Source organism: Dactylosporangium sp. NPDC049742, from assembly GCF_040674675.1.
Lineage (GTDB): Bacteria > Actinomycetota > Actinomycetes > Mycobacteriales > Micromonosporaceae > Dactylosporangium > Dactylosporangium maewongense.
This window is the reverse complement of record NZ_JBFANF010000004.1, coordinates 51,927-66,381: the sequence shown is the minus strand read 5'-3', so window position 1 is coordinate 66,381 and position 14,455 is coordinate 51,927. Positions and strand designations below refer to the sequence as shown.

At 73.6% G+C, this 14,455-nt stretch carries 15 protein-coding genes; 8 read left to right on the top strand and 7 right to left on the bottom strand.

The genetic code is table 11. From position 1 onward, the window contains the following. Positions 1-9: 9 nt before the first annotated feature. Together AB0J72_RS07245 and AB0J72_RS07240 are read right to left on the bottom strand one after the other, a co-directional pair. Positions 10-945, bottom strand: coding sequence for a 2-dehydropantoate 2-reductase (locus AB0J72_RS07245; RefSeq protein WP_363395507.1), 936 nt, complete (start codon positions 943-945; stop codon positions 10-12). A gap of 53 nt (positions 946-998) precedes the next feature. After that, on the bottom strand, positions 999-2,522 hold the full coding sequence (locus tag AB0J72_RS07240; RefSeq protein WP_363395504.1) for a sodium:proton antiporter: 1,524 nt from the start codon (positions 2,520-2,522) through the stop codon (positions 999-1,001). Between the two features lie 58 nt (positions 2,523-2,580). Here AB0J72_RS07240 and AB0J72_RS07235 point away from each other — a divergent pair, with 58 nt between their 5' ends. Further along, entirely contained in the window at positions 2,581-3,174 is a 594-nt protein-coding gene (locus AB0J72_RS07235) for a TetR/AcrR family transcriptional regulator (RefSeq protein ID WP_344504890.1), read from the top strand. Here AB0J72_RS07235 and AB0J72_RS07230 read toward each other — a convergent pair. Further along, a complete protein-coding gene (locus AB0J72_RS07230) occupies positions 3,166-4,125 on the bottom strand; it encodes a hypothetical protein (RefSeq protein ID WP_363395501.1) in 960 nt (319 codons plus the stop codon). The genes AB0J72_RS07235 and AB0J72_RS07230 overlap by 9 nt on opposite strands. 78 nt (positions 4,126-4,203) lie before the next feature. Between AB0J72_RS07230 and AB0J72_RS07225 the strand changes: the two genes are divergently transcribed. After that, positions 4,204-5,094 carry an aminoglycoside phosphotransferase family protein gene (locus AB0J72_RS07225; protein WP_363395498.1) on the top strand — a complete coding sequence of 297 codons (891 nt, stop codon included), beginning with the start codon at positions 4,204-4,206 and terminating at the stop codon, positions 5,092-5,094. Beyond that, a complete protein-coding gene (locus AB0J72_RS07220) occupies positions 5,091-5,978 on the top strand; it encodes a hypothetical protein (protein ID WP_363395495.1) in 888 nt (295 codons plus the stop codon). The genes AB0J72_RS07225 and AB0J72_RS07220 overlap by 4 nt, the downstream gene beginning before the upstream one ends. A gap of 78 nt (positions 5,979-6,056) precedes the next feature. Here the strand turns inward: AB0J72_RS07220 and AB0J72_RS07215 are convergent, their stop codons facing one another. The 3 genes from AB0J72_RS07215 to AB0J72_RS07205 are packed head-to-tail and all read right to left on the bottom strand — an operon-like array spanning position 6,057 to position 9,201. Next, positions 6,057-6,407 carry a Rieske (2Fe-2S) protein gene (locus AB0J72_RS07215; protein WP_363395492.1) on the bottom strand — a complete coding sequence of 117 codons (351 nt, stop codon included), beginning with the start codon at positions 6,405-6,407 and terminating at the stop codon, positions 6,057-6,059. Continuing rightward, positions 6,404-8,854 (bottom strand): nitrite reductase large subunit NirB, encoded by a 2,451-nt coding sequence (nirB, locus tag AB0J72_RS07210; protein ID WP_363395489.1) that lies wholly within the window; start codon positions 8,852-8,854, stop codon positions 6,404-6,406. Before nirB ends, AB0J72_RS07215 begins: the two co-directional genes overlap by 4 nt. Further along, entirely contained in the window at positions 8,854-9,201 is a 348-nt protein-coding gene (locus tag AB0J72_RS07205; protein WP_363395486.1) for a molybdopterin oxidoreductase, read from the bottom strand. Before AB0J72_RS07205 ends, nirB begins: the two co-directional genes overlap by 1 nt. A 176-nt stretch (positions 9,202-9,377) precedes the next feature. On the opposite strand from AB0J72_RS07205, the gene AB0J72_RS07200 reads away from it, so the two are divergent. Further along, positions 9,378-10,712, top strand: a complete 1,335-nt coding sequence (locus AB0J72_RS07200; RefSeq protein ID WP_363395483.1) for a GNAT family N-acetyltransferase — start codon at positions 9,378-9,380, stop codon at positions 10,710-10,712. Positions 10,713-11,242: 530 nt separating this feature from the next. Continuing rightward, the gene (locus AB0J72_RS07195) at positions 11,243-11,674 is read left to right on the top strand and encodes an SMI1/KNR4 family protein (RefSeq protein ID WP_363395480.1); all 432 of its coding nucleotides are present in this window, start codon (positions 11,243-11,245) and stop codon (positions 11,672-11,674) included. A 13-nt stretch (positions 11,675-11,687) separates the two neighbouring features. On the opposite strand, the gene AB0J72_RS07190 is transcribed toward AB0J72_RS07195, so the two are convergent. After that, complete coding sequence (locus tag AB0J72_RS07190; RefSeq protein WP_363395477.1) at positions 11,688-12,110, bottom strand: PPOX class F420-dependent oxidoreductase; 423 nt, start codon at positions 12,108-12,110, stop codon at positions 11,688-11,690. Between the two features lie 49 nt (positions 12,111-12,159). Here AB0J72_RS07190 and AB0J72_RS07185 point away from each other — a divergent pair, with 49 nt between their 5' ends. From AB0J72_RS07185 to AB0J72_RS07175, 3 genes are all read left to right on the top strand, one after another. Beyond that, the gene (locus AB0J72_RS07185; RefSeq protein WP_363395474.1) at positions 12,160-12,528 is read left to right on the top strand and encodes a MerR family transcriptional regulator; all 369 of its coding nucleotides are present in this window, start codon (positions 12,160-12,162) and stop codon (positions 12,526-12,528) included. 5 nt (positions 12,529-12,533) lie between these two features. Further along, positions 12,534-13,127 (top strand): LysE/ArgO family amino acid transporter, encoded by a 594-nt coding sequence (locus AB0J72_RS07180; RefSeq protein WP_363395471.1) that lies wholly within the window; start codon positions 12,534-12,536, stop codon positions 13,125-13,127. A 124-nt stretch (positions 13,128-13,251) separates the two neighbouring features. Beyond that, the gene (locus AB0J72_RS07175) at positions 13,252-14,430 is read left to right on the top strand and encodes a hypothetical protein (RefSeq protein WP_363395468.1); all 1,179 of its coding nucleotides are present in this window, start codon (positions 13,252-13,254) and stop codon (positions 14,428-14,430) included. Positions 14,431-14,455 lie beyond the last annotated feature (25 nt).

The window sequence follows — 14,455 nt, the reverse complement described above, 5'->3', positions numbered from 1 at the left end:
CGTCGTGTGTCACGGCCGGGCATCGGCTCGCAGGTCGGCGACGAGACGGGCGGTGACCGGGGTCGCGACACCGTGGCCGGCGGCGGCGCGCAGCACTGCGCCGCCGATCGCGTCGAGCTCCGTCGGCCGGCCGGCCTCCGCGTCGCGGAGCATCGAGGACTTCATGCCGGGCTGGAGGCGGTCGAACATCGCCCTGATCCCGGTGGGGTCGACGGGTGCTCCGGCGGCGGCCGCGACGGCGGCGACCTCGTCGATGACCGCGTGCAGGTCCGCGCGCCGGTCGGCGAGCACGGTGCCGGCCGGCGCGGAGGCGTGGGTGGTGAGCAGCGCGAACGGGGCGAGGAACGCGAGCTTGCCCCACAGCAGCGCGGTCTCGTCGTCGCGGACGGTCACGTCGAACCCGGCGTGCCGGAGCTCGGCGGCGAGCGCGTCGAGGCGGCCGCGGGGCGTCGCGTGCCCGGCGACGTCGATGCCGGAGAACGGGCTGGTGTGCGCGATCCGCCCGGGTGCGGTCCTGGTCGACTCGACCCGGATCGCGCCGGCGAGGACCTGCCCGGCCGGGTACCGCTGCCGCAGCACCCCCAGGTGCTCGACGCCGTTGAGCAGCGGAAGGATCAGGGCGTCGCCGAGGTCACCGGCGGGCAGCGCGTCGAGGGCTGCGGTGAGCGCGGTGGTCTTGACGGCCAGCACGCACAGGTCGACCGGCCCGGTCAGCCGGGTGCCGGCGGTGGCGGGCACGTGGAACGACCCGAACTGCGCGCTGTCGACGGTGACGCCGCCGGCGTTGAGCGCGTCCGCGGTGCCGGGCGTCGCGACGTACCGCACCGGGTTGCCGGCCCGGGTGAGGACCGCACCCAGCAGGCCGCCGACGCCGCCGGGTCCGACGACCGCGACCCTCCACCGTGCGCCGCCAACCGAGCCGTCATCCGGTTCCCTGTCGATCATCCGCCCATCATCCGCCACCGGCCGGGGCCGGCGTCAGCGGGCGCGCTGATCCGTCACTGGGTGTCGTGGGCGGCCTGGCGGAGGTCGACGTCGTGGATGAGGCGGCGGGCGGTGGCGTCGTCGAGCTCCTCCCTGTAGACGGCGGTGGCGAGGGCTTCGCGCTGGGCGTCGAAGTCGGGGCCGGCGGCCTCGATGATGCCGACGCCGCGGGCGTCCAGGGCGGCGGCGTCGGCGTGTTCGGCGGCGGTGTCGATGCGCAGGCGGCGGACCAGCAGCGGGATCGTCATGCCCTGGATGAGCAGGGTGCCGAGGGTGACGAGCAGCGCGATCGCCTGGATCTCGTCGCGGCCGGGGAACGGGGTGCCGTCGTGGAGGCGTTCGGGGACGGCGGCAGCGGCGGCGAGGGTGAGGATGCCGCGCATGCCGGTCCAGCCGACGATGAGCGCCTCCTTCGGGGTGGGTTCGCCGAGGACCTCGCGGGTGCGGCCGCGGCGGGCGCGCCACTGGCGGCGGCGTTCGAAGCGTTCCTGGGCTCGGGGGTCGGTGGCGACGCGGTGCTCGACGCCGCGGCGGCGCAGGCCCCACCAGGCGAACGAGCCGGAGACGAACCCGAGCCGGAACAGAATTACCGTTACCAGCAATACGGCCGCGGCGACGACGGTGCGCAGCAGCGTGTCCGACGAGGCGAGGCTCTGCACGACGAACTTCAGCTGCAGGCCGATGTACGCGAAGACGAACGTCTCGAGCAGGAAGTCGACGACGGGCCAGACGGTCGCCTCCTGCAGCCGGGACCGGTAGGCGCCCGGGTACTGGTGGCGCTTGTCGAGGGCGGTGTTCACCGACACGGAGAACGCGGCGACGACGACGGCGAGGATGCCGGAGGCGTGGACCTGTTCGGCGAGCAGGAACGCGGTGAACGGCAGCAGCAGCGACACCGACGTCTCCAGGACCGGGTCGTGCAGGCGTTTGCGCAGCCACAGGGTCGCGACGGCGAGGGCAGCGCCGACCGCCATGCCGGTGGCGGCGTTGTACAGGAACAGCACGAACCCGTTGTCGAACAGGGTGTGCCCGGCGCCGGTCGCGGCGACGGCGAGGCTGAACAGGGTCAGGGCGGTCGCGTCGTTGACGAGGCTCTCGCCGGTGAGGATCGCGGTGACGCGGCGGGGCAGGCCGAGGGCCTCGCCGTGGGTGACGGTGGTGATGGTGTCCGGCGGGGCGAGGACGGCGCCGAGGACCATCGCTGCGGGCAGGCCGATCGCGGGCAGCAGCAGCGACCCGGCGTACCCGGCGACGCCGGTGGTGAGCACGACGAGCGTGACGCCGAGGGTGAAGATCGGCCGGAAGTTCGCGGAGAAGCTGGAGGCGGACGCGCCCCGGGTCGCGGAGTAGAGCAGGGGCGGCACGACGACGGCGAGGATGAGCTCGCTGTCCAGCTGCAGCCGCGGTACGCCGGGGATGAACGACGCCGCGGCGGCGAGGACGACGACGACGAGGCCGGGCTGGGCACCGCGCCGGTGCGCGACGGCCGCGACGGTGATCCCACCGAAGATGATCAGGAGCAGCTGCACACCGTTCACAAAGGATCACCATAGGACACCCTTGACGGAGTGAGCACTCACTCCGCAAGATGGGGGCATGACCGAACCCCGGAAACGCTCCTCGCCGATGACCCCCGACGACCGCCGCGCGATGATCGTCGCCGCCGCGCTGCCCCTCGTCGTCGAGCACGGCTCCAGCGTCACCACCGCCCAGGTCGCCCGCGCCGCCGGCATCGGCGAGGGCACGATCTTCCGCGTGTTCGCCGACAAGGACGCCCTGCTCGCCGCCTGCATGGCCGAGGCGCTCCGGCACGACGACACCCTCGCCCACGTCCGCGCCATCGACCTCGACCAGCCGCTCGCCGACCGGCTCATCGAGGCCGTCGAGACGCTCCGGGCGTACATGAGCCGCATGGGCGCGGTCGCCGGTGCCGTCCGGCACCTCACCACCGGCCGCCTCGACCCGACCGCCGCCCCGGTCCGCGATCGGCGGCGCGACTCGATGACCGCGACCGTCGACGCCCTCGCCGTCCTCTTCGAACCCGAACAGGACCGGCTGCGCCGCGACCCCGAGTACCTCGCCCGTATGTTCCAGCACCTCGTCATGGCCGGCGGCGACCCCGCCGACATCGTCGAGGTGTTCCTGCACGGCGCGGTCCGCGACGAGCCGTCCCCCGTACCGTCAGGCTGAAAGCCGGTCGCGCCTGACCGTCCCGGCCCGCTCCACCAGCAGGAACAGCGCGACGACGCTGATCAGGGCGCCGGCGACGCAGGTGAGGAACGTGGCGGTCGCGTACCCGGCGAACGTCTGCCCGTGCGCCGTCCACCGCTGCCCGGCGAGGATCGTCGGCATGCTCAGGAACCCGCCGGCGACCATCCCGCCGGCCCCGAGCCACGTCGCGACCAGCGGCACCGCGAACCGCCGCCGCGGCCCCCACCGGTGCACCATGACCAGCAGGCCGATCGCCGCGCACAGGAACTGCGCCGCCGTCACCGTGTCCTGCAGCCGCAGCCACGCGTCGCGACCGACGCCCGACCGGAGCCCGGCCGTGCCGCCGAGCACCCACGACAACCGCAGAACCGCGAGCCCTGCCGCGATCACCGCCGCGACCCATGCGAGGGGCACCTGCGCCGCGTGCGTCAACCCGCGCGGCGCCGCCCCGACGCTCCCGGCGACGACTGGCCTGAACCGGTCCCGGGCGTACAGCAGCAACGCGACGGCCAGGGCGACGCCGAGGACGACGAAGCTGCCGTACACGATGACGAACGTCCACGGCCGCAGCGTCGGGTCACCGTCCGGCGGGGGCGGCGGCTCCCACCAGCCGGCGGCCTTCAACGCCGCGGCCGCCGGCATCAGCACCACGAACGGCGCGAGCAGGCCCGCCCCGACCCACATCGGCACCGCGACCAGCCACACCGGCACCCGCATCCTCCAGGGCCGGATCGCGGCGAGCGCCACCCCGATCCCGGCGACCGCGAGCCCGCCCGTGACGAGGTTGTCCACGGCCCACTCGCCGCGGGTCAGGTTCCCGAGGTCCTTGACCCCGAACGTGCCGCCGGCGACCCAGCTGCCTTTCAGCGCGACGTACACGCCTGCCGCACCGACCGCCGTCCATCCCGCTACCGTCCGCCCCCGTTGCATGCCGACAGTCTCACCATCGGTGACTGTGACTTCCCTGAGGCCACCTGAGCGGTGTCTCAGCCGCTACTGTCACCCCACATGACCCACGCCACGACCGAGATCACCGCGGACCTGGTCCTGGACCTGGTCCGCGACCAGCACCCGGACCTCGCCGACCGCCCGGTCCGGCTCGGCGCCCGCGGCTGGGACAACCAGCTGTGGCGGCTCGGCGACGACCTCGCCGTCAGGTTGCCGTGGGCGACCGGGTCCGCGGACGACCTGCTGCGCAAGGAGCACACCTGGCTGCCGTCGCTCGCCCCGCGCCTGCCGCTGCCCGTGCCCGTCCCGCAGCGGCTCGGCGAGCCGTCGCCGCTGTTCCCGCGCCCGTGGCTGATCACCACGTGGGTGCCGGGCACACCGGCCGACCTGGCGCCCGCCACCGGTTCGGCGCCGGTACTGGCGGAGTTCCTGACGGCGCTGCACCGGCCCGCGCCGCCTGAGGCACCCGCGGGCCGGGACCGCGGCGGCCCGCTCGCCGAACGCGCGCCCGGGTTCGCGAGGGGCCTCGCGTACGTCACCGAGCAGGGACTTATCGACAATCCGGAAGCCGTACAGGCGGTGTGGGACGACGCCGTCGCGGCACCGGACTGGTCGGGCCCGCCGGTGTGGCTGCACGCCGACCTGCACCCCGCGAACGTCCTCACCGACGGCGGCGCCCTCTGCGGCGTCGTCGACTTCGGCGACCTGTGCGCCGGCGACCCCGCATACGACCTCGCCGCCGCCTGGCTGCTGCTGCCCGACGGCGCCGCGGACCGCTGCCTCGACGCCTACCGGCCCGACGCCGCGACCCTGCGCCGTGCCCGCGGCTGCGCTGTTCTGCGCGTCCTGTCCGGCATCATCATCGGCGACAACGGCGTCCACGGCCGCCCCGGCGGCAAACCCACCTGGGCCCCGCCCGCGCACGCCGCCCTGCGCCGCCTCACCACATGAGCGACCTCATCCGCGACCTGATCGCCACCGACCCGGCCCGCCGGCACCAGTGGCTCCTGGCCCACCGTCCCGCCGATCACCAGCCGGTGTACTGGTGGCTGTCGCTGATCGACTCGGCCGTCGCCGACGTCCGCTACGACCACCTGGGGCTGCCCCGGAACCGGCCACGCGCCGACGTCTTCCTGGCCGCGGCGGTCATCGACTGGGCATTGGACGACGGCTACCCGATCCAGTACGCCGTCCGGGAACTCGTGCACCTCAGAACCCTTGCACCCGCGATTGCACTGCCGGCAATCCTGCACCCGGACGAGGTGGCCCGGCGGGCGCTCGACGGGTTCCGGTTCACCCGGGCCGACGCGGCCGCCCGCGCCGCGCGCCTGCGTGCCCTGCCGGTCACCGAGGACGACTTCATCCAGCCGGGTGAGGCCGCGTCGGAGACGAGCCGGCGGTTCGAGGAGCTACGCGGTACCGACGACTATCGCGACCATCACCAGCTCGTCGCCATCGAGCAGATGCTCGGCGACCTGCGCCCGATCGTCGCCGACATCACCGACGCCGCCCTCGCCGCGGAGGTCGCCGCGTGGCTGGACGTGCTGCCCGACCTCGACCTCACCCCGGACGCCGTCCACACCGCAGACCAGCTCCTCGACGAGCTCGAAGCGCGGCTGGACACCGGCCGGCCCACCGGCGACCTGGTGGAGCGGCTGCGGACCCCGGCGGCCGCGTACCTGCAGTCCCGCCTGGTCGAACTCCTCACCCGATACACCGCTGCCGGCGACACCACCGCCCGCGACCAGATCGCCCAGGTCCTGACCGCGTGCGGCCCGGCCGCCCTGCCGGCGCTGCTGCACGCACTCGACACCGGCAACGACGAACGCCAATGACACGTCCGGATGCGACCCGTCGGTGCCCGAGCCGGACATCCCGGCCCGGGCACCGGTGCGTTCAGGGGCGACCCGGCGTCACACGGTGAGGATCAGGGTGCCGTCGTCGTCCTCGTGGATGGCGTACACCTGCAATGCTGGCTGGCCGGTGGTGGAGCAGCCGGTCGCCAGGTCGTACACGTGCTGATGCAGCGGGCAGATGACGACCTTCGCGTCGATGAGGCCGTCGGCGAGGGGACCGCCGGCGTGGGGGCAGACGGCGGACACGGCCCGCAGGCCGCCGCGCCGCAGCCGGAACACCGCGACCTGGTGGCCGTCGACGGCGTACGCGCGGCCCTCGCCGAGCGGGATGTCGGTGACGGGGCCGAGGCGGTGGCTGACCCCTGTGGTCGTCGAGGTTGCCTCGCCGGGGCCCGCGGTCGCGGTCATCGGACCGGCACCTGGGGCAGCGCGACCAGCGGCAGTGACGTGCGGAACTGGCCGGGGACGGCCGGGTCGAGGTCGTCCTTCCACGGGTCGCGGTACGCGGCCACGGCCGCCTCCATCCGTTCGTCGAGGCCGGCGCCGAGCCCTTCGCTGTCCTCGACGATCAGCGCGCGCAGGCGGTCGATGCCCAGGCGGGGGACGAACGCGTAGGTGCGTTCGAGCCAGTTCGCATTTTCGCGGTAGTACTGCAGGAAACGGCCCGTCAGCCGGATCACCTCGGCGGGGGTGCCGACGGTGGCGAGGAGGTCGCCCTTGCGGATGTGGGCGCCGGCGGCGCCGCCGACGTAGATCTCCCAGCGGCCGCCGTCGATCGCGACGACGCCGAGGTCCTTCACGTACGCCTCGGCGCAGTTGCGGGGGCAGCCGGTGACGGCGAGCTTCATCTTGCCGGGGCTTTCCAGGCCCTGGAAGCGGGACTCGATCTCGATGCCGAGCGCGGTGGAGTCGCCGAGGCCGAACCGGCAGTAGTCGGACCCGACGCACGTCTTCACGGTGCGCATGCTCTTGCCGTACGCGTACCCGGACGGCATGTCGAGGTCGGCCCACACCTTCGGCAGGTCCTCCTTGCGGATGCCGAGCAGGTCGATGCGCTGCCCGCCGGTGAGCTTGACGAGCGGCACCGCGTACTTGTCGGCGACGTCGGCGATGCGGCGCAGCTGGTCCGGGGTGGTGACGCCGCCCTTCATCTGCGGCACGACGGAGAACGTGCCGTCACGCTGGATGTTGGCGTGGACGCGGTCGTTGATGAACCTGGCGTCGCGTTCGTCGACGTAGTCGTCGCCCCACAGCATCCGCAGCAGCGACACGAGCCCCATCTTGCTTTTCGCGTCCTCCTCGCCGCCGGCCAGGGCGTCGAACACGGCGGAGACGCTGCGCAGGTTCTGCGCGCGGATCGCCGCGACGAGGTCCGGTTTCCGCATCGGTACGCCCGGCACGTACCAGTCGGCGGACGGGTCCTGCTCGGCGGTGCCGCCCGCGGCCCAGTCGACGATCTGCTCCACCAGCGACCTGCAGGAGCCGCAGCCCTTCCCGGCCCTGGTCCGTTCCATGACCCCGGACAGCGTCTTCGTGGTCCGCACGGCCTCGGTTATCGCATTCTTGGTGACGCCATTGCAGTTGCACACCTGCGCGTCGCCGGCCAGTTCGGCGGCTGAGGTCCCGGCGTCGGGCCCGCCGAGGTCGAACAGCAGCCGGACCCGTTCCTCCGGCAGCGGCAGCCCCTGCTCGTACGCCTGCATCAGGAACCCGACCTTCGACACGTCGCCGAGGAGGGTGGCGCCGACGAGCCGGTCGTCGCGGATGATGACGCTCTTGTACACGCCGCGGCCCGGCTCGGCGAACACCACGAACTCGTCGCCGGGCGCCGGCGTGCTGAGCCCCATCGCGGCGACGTCGACGCCGGCGACCTTCAGCTTCGTCGCGGTCCGCGACCCGTGGTAGGCGGCGTGCACGTCGCGTCCGGTCACGTGGTCGGCGAGGACCCGCGCCTGCTCCCACAGCGGCGCCACCAGGCCGTACGTCTCGCCGCGGTGCTGCACGCACTCCCCCACCGCGTAGATGTCGGGTTCGTCGAGGCAGCGCAGCTGGTCGTCCACGACGACGCCACGCTCGACGGTGAGGCCGCTGACCTCGGCGAGGGTCGTGTCGGGGCGGATACCCGCGGCGACGACGACCATGTCGCACGGGATCACCCGGCCGCCGGCGAGCCGGACACCCTGCACCTTCTCCTTGCCTTCGATCGCGTCGGTACGGGCGGCGAGCTCGACGGTGATGCCGAGCCGCTCGACGCTCGCCCGCAGGATCGCCCCGCCCTGCGCGTCCAGCTGCGCGTTCATCAGGTGCCCGGCGGCGTGCACGAGCGTCACCGCGACCCCGTGCGCCTGCAGGCCGCGGGCGGCCTCCAGGCCGAGCAGCCCGCCGCCGATGACGACAGCGCGTTCGTGGTCCCGCGCGTACCGGATCATGCCGCGGGTGTCGTCGATCGTCCGGAACGTGAAGACACCCTGGTGGTAGCCGCGTTTCGGGTGGTGCATGTTGTCGATCGGCGGGATGAACGGCCGGCTGCCCGTGGCGATGATCAGCTTGTCGTAGCGCAGCTCGTCGCCGTTGTCGTCGAGGACGACCTTCGCGAACCGGTCGATGCGTTCGACCCGGACGCCGGCGCGCAGGTCGATGCCGTTCGCCGCGTACCACGGCAGGCTGTTGAGGAAGATGCCGTCCTCGTGTTCCGCGCCGGACAGCACGTTCGACAGCATGATCCGGTTGTAGTTGCCGTACGGTTCCGCCCCGTACATCGTGATCGTGAACCGGTCCCGCCCGCCGCGCTCCAGGATCTCCTCCACCGCCCGCGCGCCGGCCATCCCGTTGCCGATGACGACGAGTCGCTGCATCAGACCTCCACGAGCCCGAGGTCCACGACGATCGCCCCGCTGACCCCTTCCGGGGCGCCGACGAGCAGCTCCACGACCGTCCCGGCGTCGAGGTCCTCGACGACCCGCAGCGGCACGTGCACGTCGCTCTTCGCCCCGATCGGGAAGTACCGCATCGGCGTGCCGTCCCTGGTCAGCACCACGTACACCAGCTCGTCGGTGGTGTTGCCGCCGCGGAAGTACACCGTCTGCGTCACCACCCCGACCGGCACGGTGTAGCTGAGCGCCGCGTCGACCGCCACCGGCGCGTCGATCCCTTTCCCGACGAACGCGTACACACCCTGCAGAAACCGTGGCGTCGACCGCACCTGACCCGTCCTCTCCACCGAACCGCACCGGACTTCCCGCGATCGTGTCCGCCGGCCGTTACACCCCCATACCGCTGTTGTTTCGCGCCGTCGCCGCCTTCCTCTTCGACCCGCACCGCAGGCTGTGAGCCGTTTCTGCGTTGCGGCGGCCGGCGCGGCTGCGCAAGATCGGATCTATGGCGGTCGAGATCAGGCCCGTCACGCGGGACGAGGCACCCGCGTACCTGCGAGTGCTGCCGTACGTCAACGGGCTGCCGCACTGGGAGCCGGCGCCCGCGGCGTGGCACGGGGGACCCGAGGCGTGGCCGCCGCCGAACCGGCCGGCGACACCGGAACAGGTGGCCCGCTGGGTCGAGGAGGTCGTCACGGCCGGGCACTTCCACCCGCAGGCCGCGTTCGACGGCGGCAAGGTCGTGGGCGGCTCGGCGATGCTGTCCCTCGCGATCACCGTCCCCGGCCTGCGCGAGGTGCCGTTCGGCGGGGTGACCGCGACCGCGGTGATCGCGACACACCGGCGGCTGGGCCTGCTGCGCGGCATGATGCAGGCGATGTTCGACGAGGCCCTCGACCGGGGCGAGCCGCTCGCCGCGCTGAGCGCCAGCGAGGGCGGCATCTACGGCCGGTACGGGTTCGCGCCCGCGACCCGGCGGACCCGCTGGGACCTGGACCGCGCCGAGGCCGCGTTCGCCGACGCGGACCCGCCCGCGGGGTCACTGGAGCTCGTCGACGCCGCGACCGCCCGGCAGGCGTGGCCCCGCGTCCACGACGACGTCCGTCGCCGGCAGGTCGGCGAGCCGCGACCGGCACCCGGCAAGTGGAACGGGCTCAGCGACGACGCCACCGGCCCGGACGGCCCCACCCGGTACCTCATCCACCGCTCCCCACAGGGGGACGTCGACGGCGTCGCGAACTTCCGGCTGCCGTGGACGCCGCTCGCCGAGCACACCGGCACCCTCGTCGTCGACGCCCTGCAGGCGGCTTCCGCGGACGCGTACCGGGCGATGTGGATGCTGCTGACCGACTTCGACCTCACCCGGCGCGTCACCGCCCCGACCCGGCCCGCCGACGAGCCGCTGCGGTGGATGCTGCGCAACCCGCGCGCCCTACGGGTCACCCGCCAGTCCGACAACCTGTGGCTGCGCGTCCTCGACCTGCCGGCGGCGCTCACCGCACGGTCGTACGACGCCACCGCCGACCTGACGATCGCCGTCGACGCCGACCCGATGTGCCCCCGCAACACCGGCACGTGGCGGCTGTCGGCGACCCCCGACGGCGCGACCTGCACCCCCACCCGGACCCGGCCGGACCTGACCTTGACCCTCCAGGCGCTCGGTTCCCTGTACCTCGGCGGCATGTCCGCGGCGCTGCTGGCCGCCGCCGGCCACATCCGCCCGCACCACGACGCCGCCGTCCCCGCCCTCGGCCGCCTCTTCCGCACCGACCCGGAGCCGTTCAACTCCTTCGCCTTCTGCCCCCGCCCGCCCGGCTGCCCCCGCCTTACCGCCGGGTAGCAGCCGCCCGGCGCGTGCTGCACGACGCGGATGCCGGCGCCCCACGTGCTGCGGGCGTCGCTGGTGTGGGGCAGGGCGACTACCGCGTGCCGGGCCGCGGTAGCAGCCGCCCGGCACGCGGAAACGGGATTGCAGCCAACCCCCTGCCACTATCTCCAACACCGTTTCCTGACCGCGCTGCACGATTCCCCTGCGCCCCGCGCCTCTGCCGCTTTCCCGACTGCGCTGCACGACTCCCTGCGCCCCGCCTCCGCCGTTTCGCTGACCGCCCTGCCTGTCTCCCTCGCTGGCCGACGGCCGGGAAGTTGCCGGATTACTGGCAACGGCAATCCGGTAACTGCGCGTCCAGGTCAGGGCCGACGGGACGGCCGCCGGATCGCGGCCGTGGCCTGGCCGGCGCTGTCTTCCCCTCGCCCTCCCCCTCACCGTGCCAGAGAGCTGTGCGGCGCTCTCGCGCGCTGACCGGCCGTCCGGGCCGTAGCCGGATTGCCGGTAACGGTAATGCCAGCATGCGGATTAGGGTTGCCGGCATGGAGATGGCGGAGTTCGACGTCCTCGCCGCGCCGGTCCAGCGGGAGCTCGCACTGAACGACGCCGAGTGGGAGCTCGGCCTGGTGTTCGGGGTGACCGCGACCGCCGAGGAGTTGGCCGACGTCGAGCGCGCCATGGGTGTCGTTCTACCGGACAAGTACAAGGCGTTCATGATCCGCCACGGCGGCGGCATCCTCGGCGTCGCCGAGCTGTTCACGGTCGATGAGCTCCGCACGCTCAACGACAAGGAGTTCCCAGACCGCACTTTCGTCGCCGTTTCGGCGGTCGGCACCGGCGACCACTGGGGGTTTCCGGTGACCGGCGGCCGCTGCCACGACCAGGTCTGGTTCCACTTCCACGACGACGGCGACGACGAGGTGGTCGCGGAGGACTTCCTCGAGTTCGTCGCCCGTCAAGGGCTCCGGGTGTGACAGCGGCGTCGCGTCAGCCGAGGTCGGCGCCGTACACGTGGTCGACTGTCATCGACATCAGCACGCGGCGGTCGGAGACCATCACCGTGCGGTACTCGTCCCAGTCGGGGTGTTCGCCTGCGGCGCGGCGGTAGTAGTCGACGAGGGCCTCGACCTCGGGGCCGTGCGGGTCGGTGCCGGGGCCGGTGAGGGTGGCGATGCCCTCGGCGGTCGCCCACGACCTGCCGTCGGCGCCGGTGACCTCGAGCGTCGCCCGCGGGTCGCGGCGCAGGTTCGCGGTCTTCGCCCGGCCCTGCGTCATCGACACGAGGATGACCCCGGCGGCGCGGTCGTAGAACGGCATGACCGGGGACAGCTGCGGGCGGCCGTCGGCCTTGATGGTGGCCAGGACCCCGAGCCGGCTGGCGGCGAGCAGGTCGTGCGGGTCGAACGTCATGACACAATCGTGAACGTTCACACCGGTCGAAGGTCAAGCGGGGGCGCTCATGCTGATCGGGGAGCTGAGCCGGCGCACCGGCGTGCACGCGCACCAGCTGCGCTACTACGAGGCGCAGGGCCTGCTGGAGCCGGGCCGGGCCGCGAGCGGCTACCGCGACTACACCGACGACGCGGTGGTGACCGTCGCGCAGATCCGTCACCTGCTGGAGGCCGGGCTGTCGACGCAGGAGATCCGGGCGCTGCTGCCGTGCGCGTCCGGCGCCGTGCCCGAGCTCGAACCGTGCCCGGAGCTGCTGGACACGCTCCGCGCCAGGCTGCACGGGCTCGACGGGCACATCGACGCGCTGTCCCGGTCGCGGGACGCGCTGCGCGGCTACATCACCGCCACCGAGCGGCGGGCGGCGCGCATCCGTTGACCGGCGTGGGTTCCGCTCTGGCCGGGTTCGGTTTCTCGCTCGGGCTGATCGTCGCCATCGGCGCTCAGAACGCGTTCGTGCTGCGGCAGGGGCTGCGCCGCGAGCACGTCGGCCCGGTCGTGGCGATCTGCGCGGCCGCCGATGCGACCCTGATGAGCGCCGGGATCGCGGGTCTCGGCGTCGTCGTGGCCGGCGCGCCGGCGGTCCTGACTGTCGTGCGGTGGGCGGGTGCCGCGTTCCTGCTCGGTTACGCGGTCCTCGCCGCCCGCCGGGCGCTGCGGCCGGCCGCGCTGACCCCGCTGGACCATCCGCCGGCGGCGTTGCGGGCGACGCTGCTGGCGTGCCTGGCGTTCACGTTTCTCAATCCGCACGTGTACCTCGACACGGTGGTCCTGCTCGGCACCGTCGCGCACCAGCACGAGGACCGGTGGGCGTTCGGCGCTGGTGCGGCGGCCGCGAGCCTGCTGTGGTTCGCCGCCCTCGGTTTCGGTGCCCGCCGGTTGGCGCCGCTGCTGGCCCGCCCGGCGGCGTGGCGGGTCGTCGACGCCGCGATCGCCGTCGTCATGGCGGCGCTGGCCGTCTCGCTGGTGAGCGCCTGACCAGGAGCGCCGGCGGCCCCGACGTACACCGGCGGCACGAGACGACTGGACAAGCGGTGGCCAACACGTCGGCGGTGCCGTGGCGGGGACACGGGACAGTGGCTGGTGCCGATATGTTGCCGGGATGGACGTGCATGCGCGGTTCATCCGTGACCGGCGGGTTCCCGTCGGCATCGCGCGGCGGCTCGCCGGGCTCGGGCACGCCGGGATCCTCCGGGTGCGGGCCGCCGCAGGCGACGAGGGTTGCGCGCAGGTGCTCGCCGAGCACGACCCGGACGACGCCGCGCTGGACCGGTTCACCGACGCGGGATGGTTGCCGGTGCTGCGGGCCCGCGCCGGCGCCCTGCACGGGCGGGGACGGACCGGTGACGCGTTGGCGCTGCTCACCCCCTGGGTGGACGATCACCGGGTGGCGCGGGAGGTCGCGGCGCTGCTCGGCGCGCAGGGCCGCGTCGAGGAGGTGTTCGCGTTGTTGGTACCGCGGCTCGGCGAGGCGGGGGTGGCCGCGGCCCTGTTGGAGGTGGCGGCCGCGGCCGGTCGCGGCGACGAGGCGTTCACGGTCCTGGAGCCGCTGGCCGCCGGTTCGGCGCACGTGGCGGGGGTGGTCGCGGCGGAGCTGGAGCGGCGCGGCGCGGTGGACGAGGCGGTCGCGGTGCTGCGGCCGCACGCCCCGTACGTGCTGGATCAGGCGGGGCGGCTGCTGCACCGGCACGGCCGGGCCGGTGACCTGCGGGACTGGGCGGCCGACGGCGCCGGCCGCGGCTTCCGGGACGGCCGCCTCACGATGTGGCTGGCCGAGGTGCTGGAGCGGCAGGGTGACGTCGACGGGGCCGCCGACGTGCTCAAACCACTCGACGGGGTGCCGCTGGCTCAGATGTACAGCCGCAACGGCCGGATCGAGGAGGCGGTCGCGATCCTGACCGACCTCGCCACCTGCGGCGACGATCCCGAGTGCGCCCTCCACGCTCTTGGTGGGATCGCCCCGGACGCGGCGCTGGCGTTGCTGGAGGACACGCACGACGTGGACCTGCTCATGATCCGCGTGGAGCTGCTCGTCGAGCGCGGCCGGGTGCCCGAGGCGGTCGTCGCCCTGCGGGCCTGCCCCGATCATGACCTGCCGTCGGTGCGGGCGCGGCTCGGTGAGCTGCTCGCCGGGCAGGGCCGTGAGGACGAGGCGATCGCGGCGCTGTCGGACCCGTCCGGGCTGGCGCCGGCGACGCTGCTCGCGGAGCTGCTGCTGCGGCGCGGGCGGGTCCAGGACGCCCTCGACGTCCTGGACCACTACCACGACCGCAGGCGGTGACCGCGCACGTCTTTACGCTGTATTG